The sequence below is a fragment of the Streptomyces sp. NPDC091289 genome (genome assembly GCF_044757365.1).
In the GTDB taxonomy this organism is placed as follows: Bacteria; Actinomycetota; Actinomycetes; order Streptomycetales; family Streptomycetaceae; genus Streptomyces.
The window spans coordinates 1-19,281 of sequence record NZ_JBIVUT010000022.1; the positions used below are offsets into that span (position 1 = coordinate 1).

The following is a 19,281-nucleotide window of genomic DNA, read 5'->3' on the forward strand; positions in this document are numbered from 1 at the left end:
GGGCCGCCCCTTTAGGGGGCCCCCGGCGCGGTAGTGGGGGGGGGGGTGGCGGGCCCCCCCCGGGGGGGGGGGCGCCGGGGGGGGCGGGGGGGGGGGGCCCGGCCCCCCCCGCCCCCCTCACCGACTTCCCACTGATCCACCCGCGGCCCGGCCGCGGGTGGATCAGTGCGTCTCCGGGTTGGCCGGATTCTTTCGGTCCGAGGGTGATTCGCCGCCGACCAGCCCCAACAGGCCGCGCACCTGCGCATACTTCGCCGTCAGCCGGGTACGCGTCGCCTCGTCCAGGACCGCGAGGCGGGCGGGATCCGCGTTGTGGGCGAGGTCCGCCTCCTTGACGAGCAGTGCGCCCGGAGTGGCCAGGATCCGCGCGGTGTACGAGGACAGCTCCTCGCCCGGGCGCTTGGTCACCGCCAGGACCATGTCCTTCACCCGCTGCGGCAGGGCGGCCGCCGCCAGCCACCGGGCGGAGAGCGCGCCGTCCTCGACCGCGTCGTGCAGCCAGGCCGCCGCGATCTGCCCGTCGTCGCCGCCCCGTGCCCGTACACCCTCGGCCACCGCCGCCAGGTGTTCCGCGTACGGGCGGCCCGCCTTGTCGGTCTGCCGGGCATGGGCCCGGCGGGCGATGGCCTCCACCTCGGAGACGTTCAGATCTTTTTCGGTCATGGGCCGACCCTACGACCGCATCCGAACTCGCTTCACGTGTACGGCTGTTGACGCTGCGTCCGCTCGGGGCGCCGCTCGACGCCCTCGCGACACCGTCACGGAATTAACAGACAAAAGCTGACAATCCGACGGATTCATAGTTGCAGGGTCAATCGTTCGGTAAACTAATTACTGATGGATTATTGATACGCCCTTGACTCGCTCTTGACCGACCCCGAAGGATCAGGCTCATCGGACACGCAGACACCCTCCTCGCCATGGGCGGCGCCTTCCTGGCCGCTGCCGTCCTCGCCCGCCTCGGCGGCCGTATCGGGCTGCCGACGATCCCCTTGTTCATCCTGGCCGGAATCCTGCTCGGCCCGCACACCCCCGGATACACGCTCCTCTCGAACCCGCACGACCTGGAGATGCTCTCCGCGCTGGGACTCGTCCTCCTGCTCTTCTACTTGGGGCTCGAGTTCCACATGGACGACCTCAAGACGGGTGGCCGGAAGATGGCCATCGCGGGCGGGACGTATCTCGCCCTGAACGTCGGCGCGGGGCTCGGCTTCGGCTTCGCGCTGGGCTGGGGCACCTCGGAGGCGCTGGTCCTCGCCGGTGTCCTCGGTATCTCCTCGTCCGCGATCGTCACCAAGATCCTGGTGGACCTCGGACGCATCGGGAACCCGGAGACCCGGCCGATCCTCGGCATCATCGTCGTCGAGGACGTCTTCCTCGCCCTGTACCTCGCCGCGCTCCAGCCGATCCTGTCCGGTGCGGACAGCCTCTCGGCCGCGCTGATAGACGGCGGCAAGGCCTTCGGCTTCCTGCTGCTGCTCGCCCTCGCGGCGCGCTTCGGCACGAAGCTCATCGGCAAGCTCATGAACACCAAGGACGACGAGCTGCTGGTCATCTCGTTCCTCGGCATGGCCGTCTTCGTCGCCGGCGTCTCCGAGATGTTCGGCGTCGCCGACGCGATCGGCGCCTTCATGGTCGGTCTGATGCTCGGCTCCACCTCGTCCGGCGACCGCATCCTCAAGCTGGTCCACCCGCTGCGGGACGCGTTCGGCGCCATCTTCTTCTTCGCCTTCGGTCTCTCCATCGACCCGGGCGACCTGCCGAGCGTGGTGTGGCCGGTGCTGGCGGCCGTGGCGCTGACGCTCGCCATGAACATCGCGGCCGGTCTGGCCGCGGCGAAGGTGTACTCCTTCGGCGCGCAGGCCACGGCCAACATCGCCACGACGCTCGTCGCCCGCGGTGAGTTCGCGCTCATCCTGGCCACGATGGCGGCGGCCGCCGGACTGGACGCGCGGCTCTCGCCGTTCATCGCCGGTTACGTCCTCCTGCTCGCCGTCCTCGCGCCACTGGCCGCCGGACGCTCGCACTGGCTGGCCCGCATCCTGCCGGGCGGTCGCAAGAAGGACGACAACCAGGACCAGGAACAGGTACCGGTGTCGGTCTGAGCACCACCGGACGGCGGAGAGGCGCCCCGATACCCGGCCTCCGGGTGACGGGCGCCTCTCCGCCGTCCGGCGTCCGTACCGGGAGGCCGCTCAGGCCCGGCGGGAGAGCAGCAGCAGGGCCCGGTCGTCGTTGACGTCCTTGGCGCAGGCCTCGATCAGATGCCAGGCCGCGCCCTCGAAGCCGGTGGAGACATAGCGGTCGGCCTCGCCCGTCAGCCGGTCGATGCCCTCGGCGATGTCCCGGTCGGCGGCCTCCACCAGACCGTCGGTGAACAGCATCAGCACATCGCCGGGGGCGAGCGATCCCTTCACCGCGTCGAACTCGGCCCCGTCGTAGACGCCGAGCAGGGGCCCCTCGCCGGACTTCTCCTCCCACTGCCCACTGCCCGCGTGCAGTTGGAGGGCGGGCGGATGGCCCGCGGAGTAGATCTCGTAGTCGCCCGATTCCAGGTCCAGCACCAGGTGGATCGAGGTGGCGAAGCCCTCGTCCCAGTCCTGGCGCAGCAGATAGCCGTTGGCGGCGGGCAGGAAGGCGTGCGAGGGCAGCGAGCCGAGCAGCCCGCCGAAGGCGCCGGACAGCAGCAGCGCCCGGGAGCCCGCGTCCATGCCCTTGCCGGAGACGTCGGTGAGGACGGCCTCCAGGGTGCGGCCCCCGTGGGTGCGGGCCGCGACGACGAAGTCCCCGGAGAACGACTGGCCGCCGGCCGGGCGCAGGGCCATCTCGCGGTGCCAGCCCTGGGGCAGCCGGGGCAGGGCGCTCTGGACCCGGATCCGTTCGCGCAGGTCGAAGAGCATCGTGCCGCCGCGCCGCCAGGGCACCCCGACCCGGGCCCGGAACTGGGCGAGGATCAGCCCGAAGAATCCGCAGGCGGCGACCACAAGCACGGTGCCCGGGGTGACCCGGGCGGGGCCGTCGAGGTAGGGGCCGAGGGTGAGCGCCTCGACGATCAGTGCGCCGGCGGCCGTCGCGTACAGGCCCAGCAGGCTGGCGGGGCGCAGCAGGAGGCCGCCCGCCACGATGGGCAGGGCGAGGGCGGCCGGGTCGATCCAGACCGGGCTGACGATCGTGGCGAAGGTGATGGCCGGGATCGTCAGCAGCAGGCCGACCAGGGCGATCCAGTCGGAGCCGTCGCCGCGGAAGTAGTCGACCCCGGATTTACGCAGGCCGATGCGGGCCCGGTGCATGTTTCTGCGCCACCGGGCCCAGAAGTCGTCTACTCCTCCGCTACGGGCCACTGCCGGGACCTTATCCACCCGAACGCGTCCGGTGCAGGGGGACCCCGGTGACAATGCGCTCGAAATGGGGTCGTCCGCGCATCGGAGCCCTGTTTCGCGTGGCATATGACACGCGATTTTCAGCCGCCGGAGGGACCCGGGGGCTGGCAGCGGGGGCACCAGAAGAGGTTGCGGGAGACGAGGTCCGCGGTGCGGATCTCCGTACGGCAGATGTGGCAGGGCAGGTTCGCGCGGCGGTAGACGTAGACCTCGCCGCCGTGGTCGTCCTTGCGGGGCGGGCGGCCCATGGCCTCGGGGAGGTGTTCGGGGCGGACGGTGTCGATCCGGTTGTTCCGCACGCCCTCGCGCATCAGCTCCGCCAGGTCCGCCCAGATCGTGTCCCACGCGGCGCGGGTGAGGTCCCTGCCCGCGCGGTACGGGTCGATGCCGTGGCGGAAGAGGACCTCGGCGCGGTAGACGTTGCCGACGCCCGCGATGACCTTCTGGTCCATCAGCAGGGCGGCGATGGTGGTCCGGCTGCGGGAGATCCGCTGCCAGGCGCGCTCCCCGTCCTCGTCGCCGCGCAGCGGGTCCGGGCCCAGGCGCTCGTGTATGGCGCGCTTCTCGGGCTCGGTGATCAGGGCGCAGGTGGTGGGGCCGCGCAGATCCGCGTGGTGGCCGGCGTTGACGAGCCGGAGGCGGACGGTGTCGGTGGGCGGCGGGGGCGGGGCGGTGCCGAAGCCGAGCTTGCCGAAGAGGCCGAGGTGGATGTGGACCCAGCCGGTGTCGCCGAAGCCGAGGAAGAGGTGCTTGCCGTGGGCGTCGGTGGCGGTGAGGGTCCGGCCGTCGAGCAGGGCCGCGCTGTCGGAGAACTTGCCCTGCGGGCTGCTCACCCGTACCGGTGCGCCCGCGAACCGTTGGGCGTGGTCGTCGGCGAGGCGGCGGATGGTGTGTCCCTCGGGCACGGCGGGGCTCCTGGGGAAAGGGCTGGGGCCTGTCGGCGGCATGGCCGTGCCGCCGGGTCCGGGACCCGGCGGCATGGAAAGGCGTGGGGCGGGTGGTGCGGGTCAGCCCTGCTGCGGGTGGTGGGCGGGGATCGGGGGGAGCTCGCCAGTGGTCTCGTACGCCGAGAGCATCTCGATGCGGCGCGTGTGGCGCTCCTCGTTCGAGTACGGCGTGGAGAGGAAGATCTCGACGAACTTCGTGGACTCCTCGGCCGTGTGCATCCGGCCGCCGATCGCGATGACGTTGGCGTCGTTGTGCTCGCGGCCGAGGGCGGCGGTCTGCTCGCTCCAGGCCAGTGCGGCGCGGACGCCCTTGACCTTGTTGGCGGCGATCTGCTCGCCGTTGCCGGAGCCGCCGATCACGATGCCGAGGCTGTCCGGGTCGGCGGCCGTCTTCTCGGCGGCGCGCAGGCAGAACGGCGGGTAGTCGTCCTGGGCGTCGTAGATGTGGGGGCCGCAGTCGACGGCCTCATGGCCGTGGGCGCCGAGCCACTCGACGAGGTGGTTCTTGAGTTCGTAGCCGGCATGGTCGGATCCGAGGTACACGCGCATGGTGCGAAGTGTGGCACGAACTTCGCGGGGCCCCCGTCAGCGGGGTCGGAAGCCTCCATTCGATGATTCGCAGGCCTGGACCCGATTCTGTGTGGCGAACACCACTTGGGCAATGATCAGGCAAACGATCCGAAAGAGGGGGTTCCCCTTCCGCCTTGTATCGGGCTTGAATGCGTGGCCTTGTCTTCGCACCCCCACGGGCACCACCCGACGGCGGAGCAGGGCACACCCTCATGCTCGAAAACGTAAGGACTCCCCCCATGACGTCGCAGACGACGCTGGCGAAGCCGGGCCAGGAGCCCGGTGAGCCGGACCGGCCGGACTCGTCGGGCGGGCTTCAGGCCGGCCTGAAGAACCGCCACCTCTCGATGATCGCGATCGGCGGCGTGATCGGTGCCGGGCTCTTCGTGGGTTCCAGCGCGGGCATCGCGGCCGCGGGCCCGGCGATCCTGCTGTCGTACGCGATGGTCGGCCTGATGGTCGTCCTCGTGATGCGGATGCTCGGCGAGATGGCCGCCGCCCGGCCGAGCTCCGGTTCCTTCTCCGCCTACGCCGACCGGGCGCTGGGCCGTTGGGCCGGTTTCTCCATCGGCTGGCTCTACTGGTTCTTCTGGGTCGTGGTGCTCGCCGTCGAGGCCACGGCGGGCGCGAAGATCCTGGAGAGCTGGATTCCCGGGGTGCCGCAGTGGGCCTGGGCGCTGATCGTGATGGTCGTGCTGACGGCGACGAACCTGGTCTCGGTGGGCAGTTACGGTGAGTTCGAGTTCTGGTTCGCCGGGATCAAGGTCGTGGCGATCGGCGCGTTCGTGGTCGTCGGCTTCCTCGCGGTCTTCGGGTTCCTGCCCGGGGCGGACAACGAGGCGTCGGGGCTCGCGCATCTGACGGACAGCGGCGGGTTCTTCCCCGAGGGGCCCGGCGCGATCCTGACCGGTGTGCTGATGGTCGTCTTCTCGTTCATGGGCAGTGAGATCGTGACGCTGGCCGCCGGGGAGTCGTCGGACCCGCAGCGGGCCGTCTCGAAGGCCACCAACAGCGTGATCTGGCGTATCGCCGTCTTCTACCTCGGCTCGATCTTCGTGGTGCTGACGCTGCTGCCGTGGAACGACCCGTCGATCATCGAGAAGGGCAGCTATGTCGCCGCCCTCGATGTGATCGGGATCCCGCACGCCGGCAACGTCATGGACTTCATCGTGCTGACGGCCGTGCTGTCCTGCCTCAACTCCGGCCTCTACACCGCCTCCCGGATGGCGTTCTCGCTCGGCGAGCGGGGCGACGCGCCGAAGGCCTTCGCCAAGGTCAACCGGCGCGGGGTGCCGCAGGCGGCGATCCTGTCCTCGGTCGTCTTCGGTTTCGTGGCGGTGTTCTTCAACTACCAGTGGCCCGACACGGTGTTCCAGTTCCTGCTGAACTCCTCCGGCGCGGTCGCGCTCTTCGTGTGGCTGGTCATCTGCTTCACCCAGCTGCGGATGCGCGGGATCATCCTGCGCGAGACCCCCGGCAAGCTGGTCGTACGGATGTGGCTCTTCCCGTATCTCACCTGGGCGACGATCGCGATGATCTCCTTCGTCCTCGTCTACATGCTGACCGACGACGCCGCCCGTGAGCAGGTCGTGCTGTCGTTGCTGGTCGCGGCCCTGGTGGTGGGCATCTCGCTGTTCCGGGAGATGCGCAGCCGCAAGGCCGCCGCCAAGTGATCCATACCTGACGGACGCTGTCAGGTATCCCGGGGAGGCTCTTCTTCGCACCGCCCACCACGCGAGCGAAGGAGAGCCTCCCCATGTCGTCCCAGCCCCGAGAATCCGCACCCGCACCCGCATCCGCACCCGCCGGCTTCCAGACCGGCTTCCCGATCCGGCCCGACCGGCTGGTCGAGGCCCGTACCCCCGACGACGTACGGGAGGCCGTGGCGTACGCCGCCGAGCACGGGCTCCGCGTGGCCGCGCACGCCACCGGGCACGGGCTGCCCGGTGCGGTCGAGGGCGGCGTCCTCGTCGTCACCCGCGCCCTGGACTCCGTCACCGTCGACCCGGTCGCCCGCACCGCCACGATCGGCGCGGGTGCGACCTGGGGCGCGGTGACGGCGGCGGCGGCCCCGCACGGGCTGGCCCCGCTCAACGGCTCGTCGCCCTCGGTGGGCGCGGTCGCGTACACGCTGGGCGGCGGCCTGGGCATCCTGGCCCGGCAGTTCGGGTACGCCGCCGACCATGTCCGGGCGCTGGAGGTGGTGACCGCCGACGGGGTCCTGCGCCGGGTCACGCCGGAGCGCGAGCCGGAGCTGTTCCGGGGGCTGCGCGGCGGCGGGCACCGGCTGGGAGTGGTGACCTCGCTGGAGATCGGTCTGGTGGCGGTGGAGCGGCTGTACGGGGGTTCGATCACCTTCGACGGGGAAGGGGAGCGGGCGGCCGAGGTGGTGGCCCGCTATCTGGAGTGGACCCGGACCGTGCCGGACACCCTGACGTCCTCACTGGCCGCGCTCGTCTACCCGGACCTGCCGCAGGTGCCCGAGGAGGTGCGCGGGCGGTACGTCCTCTCCGTGCGGGTCGCCTTCACGGGGGACGCGGCCGAGGGCGAGCGGCTGGTGGCCCCGCTGCGGGCGGTCGGTCCCGCGCTCGCGGACTCGTTGCGGGAGATGCCGTACGCCGAGAGCCCCACGATCCACAACGACCCGCCGTTCCCGCACGCGTACTACGGGGAGGGGCTGATGCTCGGGGAGCTGGACGCGGGGCGGGCCGGCCGGGTGCTGGAGCTGACCGGGCCGGGGGCCCCGATGATGACGGTGGTGCAGCTCAATCATCTCGGCGGGGCGCTGGCCGGGCGGCCGGAGGCGGCGGACGCGGTGCCCTTCCGCGACGCGGGCTTCCTGCTGCGGCTGCTGTCGCCGCTGGACGGTACGGACGTGGCGGCGGTGCGCTCGCTGTACGGGGAGGTGTCCGGGGTGCTGGAGCCCCGGGTGCTGGGGCGGTCGCTGAACTTCTCCTTCGGCGGCGGGGACCGTACCGCCGGTCTCCATGAGCCGGAAACGGCGAAGAGGCTCGCCGGTCTGGTCTCCCAGTACGATCCGGCGGGCCTCTTCGGCGGCCCCTACGAGGGGCGGTGAGTGCGGGTCAGCCCCGGTTGCCGAGGAGCTTCCACGCGGCGGGCAGCGCGCCCATGGCCAGCGCCGCCTTGAGGGCGTCGCCGATCAGGAACGGGGTGAGGCCCGCGGCGACGGCGGCGGTCAGCGACATCCCGGTGGAGAGCGCGAGGTAGGGCACGCCGATGGCGTAGATGATCGCGGAGCCGAGGACCATCGTGCCCGCGGTGCGCAGCATCGAGCGGTCGCCGCCGCGCCGGGCGAGGGCGCCGACGACGGTGGCGGCCAGGAGCATGCCGAAGACGTAGCCCAGGGACGGTATCGACCAGCCCGAGGATGCCTCGGCGAACCACGGCATGCCGGCCATGCCGACGAGGGCGTACAGCGCGAGGGAGAGGAAGCCGCGGCGGGCGCCCAGCGCGGTGCCGATGAGGAGCGCGGCGAAGGTCTGGCCGGTGACGGGGACCGGGGAGCCGGGGACCGGGACGGCGATCTGGGCCGCGATGCCGGTCAGGGCGGCGCCGCCGAGAACGAGGGCCGCGTCCACGGCGTAGCGGTGCCGGGCCACGGGCAGCAGGTCGGCGAGGACCGCTCCGGAGCGGACGGGGGCGGCAGCAGTGCTCATCGGGACTCCGCGGGTGAGGGCAGGTGGGGTGGGCTGGTGGAGACGTTAGCCCAGGGGGCGAGGCCCGATCACCATCAGCCGCCCACAAAGCGGTGGTTGACGGGTTGGTTGGATTCACACAAAGACCGCCCCGCAATCGCCCTCGGGCGTGATGCTCGTCACTGAGGTGAGGCAGGTGGCGACCCGTTTTGCCGGGAGAGGCATCGCGGCCCCAGACTGTAGGTTCCCCATAAATGATCCGAGAGTGACCCGCACACCATGCACGAGGCTCCCCCCACCCCGTCCGGGGCCCCCACGACTCCGGCCGAGCCGCTGTCGCACGGGCTGAAGCAGCGCCACCTCACCATGCTCGGGCTCGGCGGGGTGATCGGCGCCGGGCTGTTCGTCGGCTCGGGCGCCGGGATCGCGGTGGCGGGGCCCGCGATCGTCGTCTCGTATCTGATCGCGGGCGCGCTCGCGATGCTGGTGATGCGGATGCTGGGCGAGATGTCCTCCGCGATGCCCGCCTCCGGTTCGTTCTCCGTGCACGCCGAGCGGGCGCTCGGCCGGTGGGCCGGGTTCAGCGTCGGCTGGCTGTACTGGTTCCTGCTGGTGGTGGTCCTCGCCGTGGAGGCGACGGCGGCCGCGCAGATCGCCCACGGCTGGGTGCCGGGCATCGAACCCTGGGCGTGGGTGCTGCTGTTCATGGTGGTGTTCACCGCGGCGAACCTGACGGCGGTGAAGAACTTCGGCGAGTTCGAGTTCTGGTTCGCCTCCTTGAAGGTCGGCGCGATCGTCGTCTTCCTGGTGCTCGGGCTGCTGGCGGTCCTCGGATGGCTCCCCGACACCGACCCGGTGGGCATGACCAACCTGACCGGTCAGGGCGGCTTCCTGCCGAACGGCTGGAGCGGGGTCGTCTCCGGCGTGCTGACCGTGGTCTTCGCCTTCGGCGGTCTCGAGGTCGTCACCATCGCCGCCGCCGAGACGGACGACCCGGCACGTGCGGTGGGGCGGGCGGTGCGCAGCGCGGTGGTGCGCATCCTCTTCTTCTACGTGGGCTCGATGCTGGTGATCGTGACCGTGCTGCCGTGGACCGCGCAGCAGGCCGGGCTGAGCCCGTATGTGAAGGTGCTGGACGCGATCGGGGTGCCGTCGGCCGGGCAGATCATGAACATCGTGGTGTTCGTGGCGCTGCTCTCCGCGCTCAACGCCAATCTGTACGGCTCCTCCCGCATGATCTTCTCCCTGGCGGAGCGTGGGGAGGCCCCGCGCGGGCTGCTGAAGGTGTCCCGTACGGCCGGTACGGAGGGCGGTGTGCCGCGGCGGGCGGTGCTGGCCTCGGTGGTCTTCGGCTTCGTCTCCGTCCTGCTCAACCTGCTGTGGCCGGACACGGTGTTCCTCTACATGCTCAACTCGGTCGGCGCGGTGCTGCTGTTCGTGTGGGCGCTGATCGCCGCCTCCCAACTGCGGCTGCGGGCACGGCTGGAGCAGGAGGCGCCCGAGGCGCTCACGCTGCGGATGTGGTGGTTCCCGTATCTGACGTGGGTGACGCTGGCCGGGCTGCTCGGGGTGCTGCTGCTGATGCTGACCGACGAGGCGGCGCGCCCGCAGGTGCTGTGGTCGGCCGGGGCGACGGCGTTGGTGCTGCTGGTGGCGGTGTGGCGTCAGCGGCGGGAGCAGCGGGAGCGCGAGGGCTCCGCTCCGGCCACCGGCCGGTAGGCACGTGCACACCTTGTGTGAGCCTGGTGCCCGTATAGCGGACACCCGTTCCGTGTGAGCGGTGATGATGCTCAGACTGTGGGTTCATCCCTCGTCTCGGCTACCGAACAGAGCTCGTCCATGCCTCGGACCTCCGCGTCTCCCCCCACCGCTGACTCCGCGGCCCCCGCCGGGGCCAAGGCGGACTCCGCGCTCACCCACGGTCTCAAACAGCGACACCTCTCGATGATCGCCCTCGGCGGGGTGATCGGCGCCGGACTCTTCGTCGGCTCGGGCGCCGGGATCGCCGCGGCGGGGCCCTCGATCATCGTCGCGTACGCCATCTCCGGGCTGCTCGTCATGATGGTGATGCGCATGCTCGGCGAGATGTCGGCCGCCAACCCGGCGTCCGGTTCCTTCTCCGTGCACGCCGAGCGGGCGATCGGCCCGTGGGCCGGGTTCACCGCGGGCTGGTCCTTCTGGTTCCTGCTCTGCGTCGCCGTGGGCCTGGAGGGCATCGGGGCCGCGCAGATCGTCAGCGGCTGGCTGCCGGGGACGCCGGAGTGGGCCTGGGTCGCCCTGTTCATGGTGATCTTCCTCGGGACGAACCTGGCCGCCGTGAAGAACTTCGGCGAGTTCGAGTTCTGGTTCGCCGCGCTCAAGGTCATCGCGATCACGCTGTTCCTGGTGCTCGGCCTCCTGGCGATCCTCGGCGTGCTGCCCGACACGGACGCGCCCGGCCTGTCCAACCTCTCGGGCGACGGCGGCTTCCTCCCCAAGGGCATGGACGGGTTCATCATCGGACTCCTCGCCTCCGTCTTCGCGTACGGCGGTCTGGAGACCGTCACCATCGCGGCGGCCGAGTCCGAGAACCCGGTGCAGGGCGTCGCGAAGGCGGTCCGTACGGCGATGTGGCGCATCGCGGTCTTCTACATCGGCTCGATGGCGGTCATCGTCACGCTGGTTCCCTGGGACGACCCGAAGGTCGCCGAGGTCGGCCCGTTCTACGCGATGCTCGACCACCTGGGCATCGGGAGCGCCGCGCAGATCATGAACGTGGTCATCCTCATCGCCCTGCTCTCCGCGATGAACGCCAACATCTACGGCGCGTCCCGCATGGCCCGGTCGCTGGTCGCCCGGGGTCAGGGCCCGGCCGTGCTCGGCAAGATCTCCTCCGGGGTGCCGCGCAACGCGGTGCTGTTCTCCTCGGTCTTCGGGTTCGCCTGCGTGCTGCTCAGCTACTGGCGGCCGGACGACGTCTTCCCCTGGCTGCTGAACATGATCGGCGCGGTGATCCTGGTCGTCTGGATCTTCATCGCGGTCTCCCAGCTGATCCTGCGCGGCCGCACCGAGCGGGAGGCGCCGGAGACGCTGGTCGTGCGGATGTGGCTGTTCCCGATCCTCACGGTGGTCGCCCTGGCGGCCATGGTGGGCATCTTCCTGCTGATGCTGCGCCAGCCGGACACCCGTGACCAGCTGCTGGCCACGGGAGCGCTGACCGTGGTGCTGATCGGCATCGGACTCGCACGTCAGCGGAAGCAGCAGGGCGGCGAGGGCGGCGTCAGCGGCGGCGGCGACGGCGACGGCGACGGCGACGGCGCGGCCGAGATCCCGGCGCAGCGGAAGTAGTTCCCGCACGGCGGCCTCGCGGAAGTAGTTCCCGCACGGCCTCTTCGAACGCCGGGCTCCTCCTCGTACGATCGGGGCGGAGCCCGGCGTTTCGGCGTCCGGCGTTCCGGTATGTGGTTCCGGCGCTGCGTGCACCCGTGACCAACAGGACATCGCAGGGCCGGGCACCGTACGCCGGGCCGTCATCCGCCCTCGCTTCCGTGGTAGGTCCACCCCATCGAGGAGCTGTCATGTCCGTTGCCCCCAGGCGTCGTTCGATCCTCCTGGCCGCCGCCGCCGTCACCGCGGCGGCCACCGCGCCGGCCGTCGCCGCTTCCTCCTCCACTGCCGCCGCCCCCGCCGCCGAGCGTCGCCCCCACCGCCCCTCGTGGCCCCTGGTCATCGGGCATCGCGGGGCGGCGGGCTGGCGGCCCGAGCACACCGCCGACGCGTACACCTATGCCGTACGGGCCGGGGCCGACTGGATCGAGCCGGACCTCGTACCGACGAAGGACCATGTCCTGGTCGTACGGCACGAGAACGAGATCGGCGGGACGACGGACGTCTCCGGCCGCCCGGAGTTCGCGGACCGCCGCACCACGAAGACGGTCGACGGCAAGGCGGTGACCGGCTGGTTCACCGAGGACTTCACGCTGCGCGAGCTGCGGACGCTGCGCACGGTGGAGCGGCTTCCGCTGGTCCGCGACCGCAACACGGTCTTCGACGGGCGGGGCCGGGTGATGACGTTCCAGGAGGTCGTGGACCTGGCCCGGCGGCTGTCGCGGGAGTCGGGCCGGCGGATCGCGGTGTTCCCGGAGACGAAGCACCCGACGTACTTCCGCTCGATCGGGCTGCCGCTGGAGGAGGAGCTGATCCGGGTGATCCGCCGCAACCGGCTGACCGCCCGCGACTGCGTCGTGCAGTCCTTCGAGCCCGCGAGCCTGCGCCGGGTGGCCGCCGCGCGCCTCGGCCTCCCGCTCTGGCAGGCGCTGGGCACGAGCGGCGGCCCGTACGGGCACGAGCTCACCTACCGGGACATGATGACCCCGGCCGGGCTGCGCGAGATCGCCTCGTACGCGGAGTGGATCGGCCCGGACAAGTCCTCGCTGGTCCCGCCGAACACCCTGCTGGCGGACGCCCACGCGGCGGGCCTGAAGGTCGGCGCGTACACCTTCCGGGCGGAGAACCAGTACCTCCCGGCCGCATACCGCCGGGGCAGCGGGCCGAACGACTTCGGCGACGCGTTCGCCGAGTACGCCTTCCACTACGGGCAGGGCGTGGACGCGGTGGTGACGGACTTCCCGGACATCGCGGTGCAGGCCAGGGACGACCTGCGGGCGTAACTCGCGGCGGGCGGCGGGCGGATGTGGAAACGTTCCGAGGAGCTCCGCCTCCGCCCCGGAAGGGACCATGCCATGACCGCGACCGCCCCGCCCGTCTTCCCCCTGGAGCCCACCCCGATCCAGGTGTCCGACCAGGTCCTCGACGACCTGCGCGCCCGTCTCGCGCTGACGCGTCCGCCGCTGCACGAGGGCAACGAGGACGGGTCCTACGGCGTTCCGGACGACCGTCTGCGTGAGCTGGTGGCCTACTGGCGGGACGGCTACGACTGGCGCGCGGCCGAGGCCGCCATCAACGCCTACGACCACTACCGGGTGAGCGTCGCGGGCGTCCCCGTGCACTTCTTGCGCAAGCCCGGCAGCGGCCCCCGCCCGGTCCCGCTGATCCTCACCCACGGCTGGCCGTGGACGTTCTGGCACTGGTCGAAGGTGATCGACCAGCTCGCCGACCCGGCCGCGTACGGCGGCGACCCCGCCGACGCGTTCGACGTCATCGTGCCGTCCCTGCCGGGTTTCGGCTTCTCCGGCCCGCTCACCGGCTTTCCGGACGTCAACTTCTGGAAGGTCGCCGACCTCTGGCACACCCTGATGACCGAGACGCTGGGGTACGAGAAGTACGCCGCCGGCGGCTGCGACATCGGCGGGCTCGTCACCAGCCAGCTCGGCCACAAGTACGCCGACGAGCTGTACGGCATCCATATCGGCTCCGGGCTGCCGCTCGACTTCTTCAACGGCCCCCGCGCCTGGGACTTCGCCCGGAACCGGCCCCTCACCGAGGACCAGCCCGCCGACGTCCGCGCCCGCATCGTCGAGATGGACCACCGCTGGGCGCCCCATCTCGCCGTGCACATGCTCGACGGCGCCACCCTGGCCCACGGGCTGAGCGACTCCCCCGCCGGACTGCTCGCCTGGCTGCTGAAGCGCTGGAACGCCTGGAGCGACACCGGCGGCGACCTCGCGTCCGTCTTCTCCCAGGACGATCTGCTCACCCACGCGACGATCTACTGGGCGAACAACTCCATCGCCACGTCCATGCGTTACTACGCCAACGCCAACCGCTACCCGTGGACCCCGGCCCACGACCGCACCCCGGCGGTGGAGGCCCCGGTCGGCCTCACCTTCGTCACCTATGAGAACCCGCCCGGCATCCACACCGCCGACGAGCGCGTCCGGGCGTTCGAGACGGGCCCGCAGGCGGCGTGGTTCCACCACGTCAACGTCAACGCCCATGAGCAGGGCGGCCACTTCATCCCCTGGGAGAACCCCGACGCCTGGGTGAGCGACCTGCGGCGCACCTTCCGCGACCGCAGGACCTGAACGGCACGGAGCCGACGCGACGGAGGCAGCGGTGAGTCGTAAAAAACGCGAAAAGATGGAACCGGCCTGTCTGGCATTCGGGCTCGTCGTCCTGCCCTTCTGCCTGGGGGTCGGGTACGTGCTGGTGGTGCTGGCCTGGCGGCTCGGGCGCTTCCTCTGGACCGACGGCGGCCGCCTGCTCGCCGAGGGCGATCCGAAGGCGTGGGTCCTCCTCGGCATGGTCCTCTTCTTCGTCGCGGTGGTGGCCTTCATCAATTGGGACGCGGGCCGGAACGGCGGCCCGAGCCCCCGGCCGGGCCGGGCGGTCCACTGGGGAGAGGACTGGCACTGGGTGGCCGATCCGATCGAGTACCCGCAGAAGCCGAAGGACGATCCCCCGCACCCGCCTTCCCGGCCGGGCACGCCCTAGCCGGCGTCCCCGGTGCCGCCCTCGGTCGGGGACGCGCCGGGCCGCTCGCCGCCGGGCCGGACCGGACCGGCCGCCGCACGGATGCTCTCCCTCGCCGCGTCGGCGACCGCGCGGGGCGTGATGCCGAACTCCTCGTACAGACGCTCGTAGGCGGCGGACGCGCCGAAGTGCTCCAGGCTCACCATGCGCCCCGCGTCCCCCACCACGTCCCGCCAGCCCTGGGCGACGGCCGCCTCGACACTCACCCGGGCCCGGACGCCGGGCGGCAGGACCTCGTCCTGATAGGCGTAGGGCTGCTCGGCGAACCACTCGCGGCAGGGCAGCGAGACCACCCGCGCGTCGTGTCCGTCGGCGGCCAGCAACTCCCGTGCTTCCAGGGCGATGTGGACCTCCGAGCCGGTCGCGACGAGGATGACGTCGGGGGTGCCGTTTCGGCTGTCGGCCAGGACGTAGCCGCCCCGGGCGGCCCCCTCGGCGGAGGCGTACGCGCCGTCGCCCTCCCCCCGCTCCAGGACCGGCAGCGGCTGGCGGGTCAGGGCGAGGCCGGCGGGCCGGTCGTGGTGCTCCAGGACGGTGCGCCAGCACACGGACGTCTCGTTCGCGTCGGCGGGCCGTACGACGTCGAGGCCGGGAATCGCGCGGAGGGCGGCCAGTTGCTCGACGGGCTGGTGGGTGGGGCCGTCCTCGCCCAGGCCGATGGAGTCATGGGTCCAGACATAGGTGACCGGCAGCTTCATCAGGGCGGCGAGGCGGACGGCCGGGCGCATGTAGTCGCTGAAGATCAGGAACGTACCGCCGTAGGGGCGGGTGAGGCTCTGCAGGGCGATGCCGTTGAGGATCGCGCCCATGGCGTGCTCGCGGATGCCGAAGTGGAGCGTGCGGCCGTACGGGTCGCCGGGGAACTCGCCGGTCTGCTTGCTCTCCGGTACGAAGGACGGCTCGCCCTCCATGGTGGTGTTGTTGCTCCCCGCGAGGTCGGCCGAGCCGCCCCACAGTTCGGGCAGCACGGGGGCCAGCGCGGTGAGCACATCGCCGGAGGCCTTGCGGGTGGCGATGCCCTTGGGGTCGGGGTCGAAGACGGGCAGGCGGTCGGTCCAGCCGTCGGGGAGCTTCTGCTCCCGCAGCCGGTCGAGGAGCGCGGCGCGCTCGGGGTGGGCGGCGCGCCACACCTGGTAGCGGGGCTCCCAGGCGCGGTGGGCCGAGGCCCCGCGCTCGCGGACCGCGCGGGCGTGCTCCAGTACGTCGTCCTCGACGGCGAAGTCGGCGTCCGGGTCGAAGCCGAGCAGCTTCTTGGTGGCGGCGACCTCGTCGTCGCCGAGCGCGGAGCCATGGGCCTTGCCGGTGTTCTGCTTGGTGGGCGCGGGCCAGCCGATGATCGTGCGCAGCAGGATCAGGGAGGGCCGGTCGCGCTCGCTCTTCGCGGCCTCGACGGCGGCGAGCAGGGCGTCGACGTCCTCGACGTAGTCGCCGGTCCGGGTGAAGTCGACCGTCTGGACGTGCCAGCCGTACGCGGCGTAGCGGGCGGCGACGTCCTCGCTGAAGGAGATGTCGGTGTCGTCCTCGATGGAGATGTGGTTGGAGTCGTAGAAGACGACCAGGTTCCCGAGCTCCTGGTGTCCCGCCAGCGAACTGGCCTCGGACGTCACGCCCTCCATCAGGTCGCCGTCGGAGGCGACGACGTACACATGGTGGTCGAAGGGGCTGGTACCGGCGGGGGCGTCGGGGTCGAGGAGGCCGCGCTCGCGCCGGGCCGCCATGGCCATACCGACGGCGGAGGCGAGCCCCTGCCCGAGCGGCCCGGTGGTGATCTCGACGCCCCGGGTGTGGCGGTACTCGGGGTGACCGGGGGTGCTGGACCCCCAGGTGCGCAGCGCCTCCAGATCCGTCAGCTCCATCCCGTACCCGCTCAGGTAGAGCTGGATGTAGAGGGTGAGGCTGGAGTGCCCGCAGGAGAGCACGAAGCGGTCGCGTCCGAGCCACCGGTCGTCGGCCGGGTCGTGCCGCATCACCTGCTGGAACAGCAGATACGCCAGCGGGGCCAGGCTCATCGCGGTGCCCGGGTGGCCATGACCGGCCTTCTGCACGGCGTCGGCCGCCAGCACGCGCACGGTGTCGACGGCGCGGACGTCGAGGGGCCCCCAGCCGGCCGCGTCTGCGAGGGGCGGGGCCAGTTTCGGGTCGCGGCCCCGGCCGTCGGGGCCGCCTGCGGTGCCGTTCGGGCCGTTCGACGCTTCGGTGGGTGCCATCAAGTCCTCCTGATCGATGGGGCGATCCATGGGGCAGTCGAAGGAGCAAATCACCTTTGCGGGACAAAAAGGAGGAGGAGCGGCGTCGCAGGTCCTAGGCCGAAGGGCTGATCACTTCGGAACACTCCTGCTGTTAGCCTTCACCTGCATATAGATTGCAATAACAACTGGACGGCATTCCCAGCAGTCGGAGGGCTCGCATCATGGCCACGTACACGCTCCCGGAACTCCCGTACGACTACGCGGCGCTCGAACCGGTCATCAATCCGCAGATCATCGAGCTGCACCACGACAAGCACCACGCCGCGTACGTCAAGGGTGCGAACGACACCCTGGAGCAGCTGGAAGAGGCCCGCGACAAGGAAGCCTGGGGCGCGATCAACGGCCTCCAGAAGAACCTCGCGTTCCACCTCTCCGGCCACATCCTGCACTCGATCTACTGGCACAACATGACCGGCGACGGCGGCGGCGAGCCCCTCGCGGCGGACGGCGTGGGCGACCTCGCCGACGCGATCACCGAGTCCTTCGGCTCCTACGCGGGCTTCAAGTCCCAGCTGACGAAGGCCGCGGCCACCACCCAGGGCTCCGGCTGGGGCGTGCTCGCGTACGAGCCCGTCAGCGGCAAGCTGATCGTCGAGCAGGTCTACGACCACCAGGGCAACGTCGGCCAGGGCTCGGTCCCGGTCCTCGTGTTCGACGCCTGGGAGCACGCCTTCTACCTGCAGTACAAGAACCAGAAGGTGGACTTCATCGAGGCCATGTGGCGGGTCGTCAACTGGCAGGACGTGGCGAAGCGTTACGCCGCCGCCAAGGAGCGCGCGGACGTGCTGCTGCTCGCCCCCTGACGTGACGCCGACGCACCACTGACGTCCTGCCTCGTGATCGTCTTCTCAACCTTCACCACGGCAGGCGGATGAAAGAAGAGCCCCCGTGAGGACATGACTCACGGGGGCTCTTCCAAGCCGCCTATTTAGCTGTTTAGCTCATGTGCTAAACATGCACTCATGGAATCACGCGCCCTTCCGGCCGACGAAGAGGCGAGCGCCTTCCGCGCGCTCGCCGATCCCACCCGCCGTCAGATCCTGGAGGATCTGCGGGACGGTGAGCTGGCCGCAGGGGAGATCGCGAGCCGGTTCTCGATCAGCGCCCCGTCCATCTCGCGCCATCTGGGCGTCCTCAAGGGCGCCGGGCTCGTCACCGAGCGCCGGGACGCCAACCGCATCCTCTACTCGCTGGCCGAGGAACGGCTCGCCCTGTGCGTGGGCCGTTTCCTCAGCACGGTCTGCCCCGAGCAGATCGTGCTCCGCAACACCAAGTGGCGCTCCGCGCCGGAAGGCGACGCCTCATGATCAGGTCCCGGCTCTCCAGCGTCATCGAACGCCGCCTCCTGGTGAACTACCGGGTCGACCCGTACGTCGCGGCCGCCCTGCTGCCCGCGCCGCTGCGGCCCCAGCTGGTGCGCGGCCAGGCGGTGGCGGGGATCTGCCTGCTCCGGATCGGCGGCGTCCGCCCCGGCTGGGCCCCGGCCGCGACCGGACTGACCAGCGAGAACGCGGCGCACCGGATCTCCGTCGAGTGGGACGGGCCGGACGGCGTCGAGCAGGGCGTCTACATCCCGCGCCGCGACACCGCCTCCCGCCTCAACGCCTTCGCGGGCGGCCGGATCTACCCGGGCGAGCACGGCCGCGCGGACTTCACGGTGCGGGAGGAGGCCGACGCCGTACGGGTGGCCTTCGCGACCCGGGACGGGGAGGTTGAGGTCGACGCGACGGTGGAGCCGGCCGAGGAACTGCACGGCAGCGGGCTGTTCGCGGACGTGGCGGAGGCGTCGGAGTTCTTCCGCCGCGGCAGCCGGGGCCTCTCCCCCAACGCCGGGGGCACCCACCTGGACGTCCTCGAACTGTCCACGGACGCCTGGAAGGTGACGGCGGGCCGGCCCCGTACCGTACGCTCCTCGTTCTTCGAGGACCTGGACCGTTTCCCGCCGGGCAGCGCGGTGCTGGACAGCGCGCTGGTGATGCGGGGCGTGGCGGCCGACTGGTCGCAGGGGGAGCCGTTCCGGCTGGGATGCGGGGCGGTGGCGGGGGCGGCGTAGAAATATCCGCGCGCC

17 protein-coding genes are annotated in these 19,281 nt (G+C 71.3%); 11 read left to right on the forward strand and 6 right to left on the reverse strand.

Translation table 11 applies throughout. The features are described 5' to 3' along the window. Positions 1–162: 162 nt before the first annotated feature. On the reverse strand, positions 163–663 hold the full coding sequence (locus ACIQPT_RS27250) for an HD domain-containing protein (protein WP_401159429.1): 501 nt from the start codon (positions 661–663) through the stop codon (positions 163–165). A gap of 257 nt (positions 664–920) precedes the next feature. Between ACIQPT_RS27250 and ACIQPT_RS27255 the strand changes: the two genes are divergently transcribed. Further along, positions 921–2,105, forward strand: a complete 1,185-nt coding sequence (locus ACIQPT_RS27255) for a cation:proton antiporter (RefSeq protein WP_401159431.1) — start codon at positions 921–923, stop codon at positions 2,103–2,105. 90 nt (positions 2,106–2,195) lie between these two features. Here the strand turns inward: ACIQPT_RS27255 and ACIQPT_RS27260 are convergent, their stop codons facing one another. From ACIQPT_RS27260 to ACIQPT_RS27270, 3 genes are all read right to left on the reverse strand, one after another. Beyond that, positions 2,196–3,290 (reverse strand): PP2C family protein-serine/threonine phosphatase, encoded by a 1,095-nt coding sequence (locus tag ACIQPT_RS27260; protein ID WP_401159433.1) that lies wholly within the window; start codon positions 3,288–3,290, stop codon positions 2,196–2,198. Between the two features lie 170 nt (positions 3,291–3,460). Continuing rightward, positions 3,461–4,285 carry an Fpg/Nei family DNA glycosylase gene (locus ACIQPT_RS27265; protein ID WP_401159435.1) on the reverse strand — a complete coding sequence of 275 codons (825 nt, stop codon included), beginning with the start codon at positions 4,283–4,285 and terminating at the stop codon, positions 3,461–3,463. A 102-nt stretch (positions 4,286–4,387) separates the two neighbouring features. Next, positions 4,388–4,876, reverse strand: a complete 489-nt coding sequence (locus ACIQPT_RS27270) for a ribose-5-phosphate isomerase (RefSeq protein ID WP_401159437.1) — start codon at positions 4,874–4,876, stop codon at positions 4,388–4,390. 260 nt (positions 4,877–5,136) lie between these two features. Here ACIQPT_RS27270 and ACIQPT_RS27275 point away from each other — a divergent pair, with 260 nt between their 5' ends. Together ACIQPT_RS27275 and ACIQPT_RS27280 are read left to right on the forward strand one after the other, a co-directional pair. After that, the gene (locus ACIQPT_RS27275; protein WP_401159439.1) at positions 5,137–6,570 is read left to right on the forward strand and encodes an amino acid permease; all 1,434 of its coding nucleotides are present in this window, start codon (positions 5,137–5,139) and stop codon (positions 6,568–6,570) included. Positions 6,571–6,653: 83 nt separating this feature from the next. Then, complete coding sequence (locus ACIQPT_RS27280; RefSeq protein WP_401159441.1) at positions 6,654–7,973, forward strand: FAD-binding oxidoreductase; 1,320 nt, start codon at positions 6,654–6,656, stop codon at positions 7,971–7,973. Positions 7,974–7,980: 7 nt separating this feature from the next. Here the strand turns inward: ACIQPT_RS27280 and ACIQPT_RS27285 are convergent, their stop codons facing one another. After that, positions 7,981–8,574, reverse strand: a complete 594-nt coding sequence (locus ACIQPT_RS27285; RefSeq protein ID WP_401159443.1) for a biotin transporter BioY — start codon at positions 8,572–8,574, stop codon at positions 7,981–7,983. Between the two features lie 258 nt (positions 8,575–8,832). Between ACIQPT_RS27285 and ACIQPT_RS27290 the strand changes: the two genes are divergently transcribed. The 5 genes from ACIQPT_RS27290 (at position 8,833) to ACIQPT_RS27310 (ending at position 14,925) form a co-directional block, all read left to right on the forward strand. Next, a complete protein-coding gene (locus ACIQPT_RS27290) occupies positions 8,833–10,272 on the forward strand; it encodes an amino acid permease (RefSeq protein ID WP_401159445.1) in 1,440 nt (479 codons plus the stop codon). Between the two features lie 120 nt (positions 10,273–10,392). Beyond that, on the forward strand, positions 10,393–11,880 hold the full coding sequence (locus ACIQPT_RS27295; RefSeq protein WP_401159447.1) for an amino acid permease: 1,488 nt from the start codon (positions 10,393–10,395) through the stop codon (positions 11,878–11,880). A gap of 230 nt (positions 11,881–12,110) precedes the next feature. Next, positions 12,111–13,202 (forward strand): glycerophosphodiester phosphodiesterase family protein, encoded by a 1,092-nt coding sequence (locus tag ACIQPT_RS27300; RefSeq protein ID WP_401159449.1) that lies wholly within the window; start codon positions 12,111–12,113, stop codon positions 13,200–13,202. A gap of 72 nt (positions 13,203–13,274) precedes the next feature. Next, positions 13,275–14,516 (forward strand): epoxide hydrolase family protein, encoded by a 1,242-nt coding sequence (locus tag ACIQPT_RS27305; RefSeq protein ID WP_401159452.1) that lies wholly within the window; start codon positions 13,275–13,277, stop codon positions 14,514–14,516. A 31-nt stretch (positions 14,517–14,547) separates the two neighbouring features. Then, complete coding sequence (locus ACIQPT_RS27310; RefSeq protein ID WP_401159454.1) at positions 14,548–14,925, forward strand: hypothetical protein; 378 nt, start codon at positions 14,548–14,550, stop codon at positions 14,923–14,925. On the opposite strand, the gene tkt is transcribed toward ACIQPT_RS27310, so the two are convergent. Then, positions 14,922–17,171 carry a transketolase gene (gene tkt / locus ACIQPT_RS27315; protein WP_401159457.1) on the reverse strand — a complete coding sequence of 750 codons (2,250 nt, stop codon included), beginning with the start codon at positions 17,169–17,171 and terminating at the stop codon, positions 14,922–14,924. The genes ACIQPT_RS27310 and tkt overlap by 4 nt on opposite strands. Before the next feature lie 203 nt (positions 17,172–17,374). Here tkt and ACIQPT_RS27320 point away from each other — a divergent pair, with 203 nt between their 5' ends. The 3 genes from ACIQPT_RS27320 to ACIQPT_RS27330 all read left to right on the forward strand — a co-directional run bounded on the left by ACIQPT_RS27320 (position 17,375) and on the right by ACIQPT_RS27330 (position 19,266). Next, the gene (locus ACIQPT_RS27320; RefSeq protein WP_018959211.1) at positions 17,375–18,016 is read left to right on the forward strand and encodes a superoxide dismutase; all 642 of its coding nucleotides are present in this window, start codon (positions 17,375–17,377) and stop codon (positions 18,014–18,016) included. A gap of 159 nt (positions 18,017–18,175) precedes the next feature. Beyond that, positions 18,176–18,520: a metalloregulator ArsR/SmtB family transcription factor gene (locus ACIQPT_RS27325; RefSeq protein WP_044370784.1), complete on the forward strand. Its 345-nt coding sequence runs from the start codon at positions 18,176–18,178 to the stop codon at positions 18,518–18,520. Further along, positions 18,517–19,266, forward strand: a complete 750-nt coding sequence (locus ACIQPT_RS27330; RefSeq protein WP_401159460.1) for a DUF2071 domain-containing protein — start codon at positions 18,517–18,519, stop codon at positions 19,264–19,266. Before ACIQPT_RS27325 ends, ACIQPT_RS27330 begins: the two co-directional genes overlap by 4 nt. The last annotated feature ends 15 nt before the right edge of the window (positions 19,267–19,281 follow it).

Bases quoted from the DNA above. Each gene is read 5' to 3' on its own strand.
- ACIQPT_RS27330 (WP_401159460.1), top strand. From the start codon at position 18,517: ATGATCAGGTCCCGGCTCTCCAGCGTCATCGAACGCCGCCTCCTGGTG.
- ACIQPT_RS27270 (WP_401159437.1), bottom strand. From the start codon at position 4,876: ATGCGCGTGTACCTCGGATCCGACCATGCCGGCTACGAACTCAAGAAC.
- ACIQPT_RS27295 (WP_401159447.1), top strand. From the start codon at position 10,393: ATGCCTCGGACCTCCGCGTCTCCCCCCACCGCTGACTCCGCGGCCCCC.
- ACIQPT_RS27300 (WP_401159449.1), top strand. From the start codon at position 12,111: ATGTCCGTTGCCCCCAGGCGTCGTTCGATCCTCCTGGCCGCCGCCGCC.
- ACIQPT_RS27260 (WP_401159433.1), bottom strand. From the start codon at position 3,290: ATGCACCGGGCCCGCATCGGCCTGCGTAAATCCGGGGTCGACTACTTC.
- ACIQPT_RS27275 (WP_401159439.1), top strand. From the start codon at position 5,137: ATGACGTCGCAGACGACGCTGGCGAAGCCGGGCCAGGAGCCCGGTGAG.
- ACIQPT_RS27280 (WP_401159441.1), top strand. From the start codon at position 6,654: ATGTCGTCCCAGCCCCGAGAATCCGCACCCGCACCCGCATCCGCACCC.
- ACIQPT_RS27325 (WP_044370784.1), top strand. From the start codon at position 18,176: ATGGAATCACGCGCCCTTCCGGCCGACGAAGAGGCGAGCGCCTTCCGC.
- ACIQPT_RS27250 (WP_401159429.1), bottom strand. From the start codon at position 663: ATGACCGAAAAAGATCTGAACGTCTCCGAGGTGGAGGCCATCGCCCGC.
- ACIQPT_RS27255 (WP_401159431.1), top strand. From the start codon at position 921: ATGGGCGGCGCCTTCCTGGCCGCTGCCGTCCTCGCCCGCCTCGGCGGC.
- ACIQPT_RS27305 (WP_401159452.1), top strand. From the start codon at position 13,275: ATGACCGCGACCGCCCCGCCCGTCTTCCCCCTGGAGCCCACCCCGATC.
- ACIQPT_RS27290 (WP_401159445.1), top strand. From the start codon at position 8,833: ATGCACGAGGCTCCCCCCACCCCGTCCGGGGCCCCCACGACTCCGGCC.
- ACIQPT_RS27285 (WP_401159443.1), bottom strand. From the start codon at position 8,574: ATGAGCACTGCTGCCGCCCCCGTCCGCTCCGGAGCGGTCCTCGCCGAC.
- tkt (WP_401159457.1), bottom strand. From the start codon at position 17,171: ATGGCACCCACCGAAGCGTCGAACGGCCCGAACGGCACCGCAGGCGGC.
- ACIQPT_RS27320 (WP_018959211.1), top strand. From the start codon at position 17,375: ATGGCCACGTACACGCTCCCGGAACTCCCGTACGACTACGCGGCGCTC.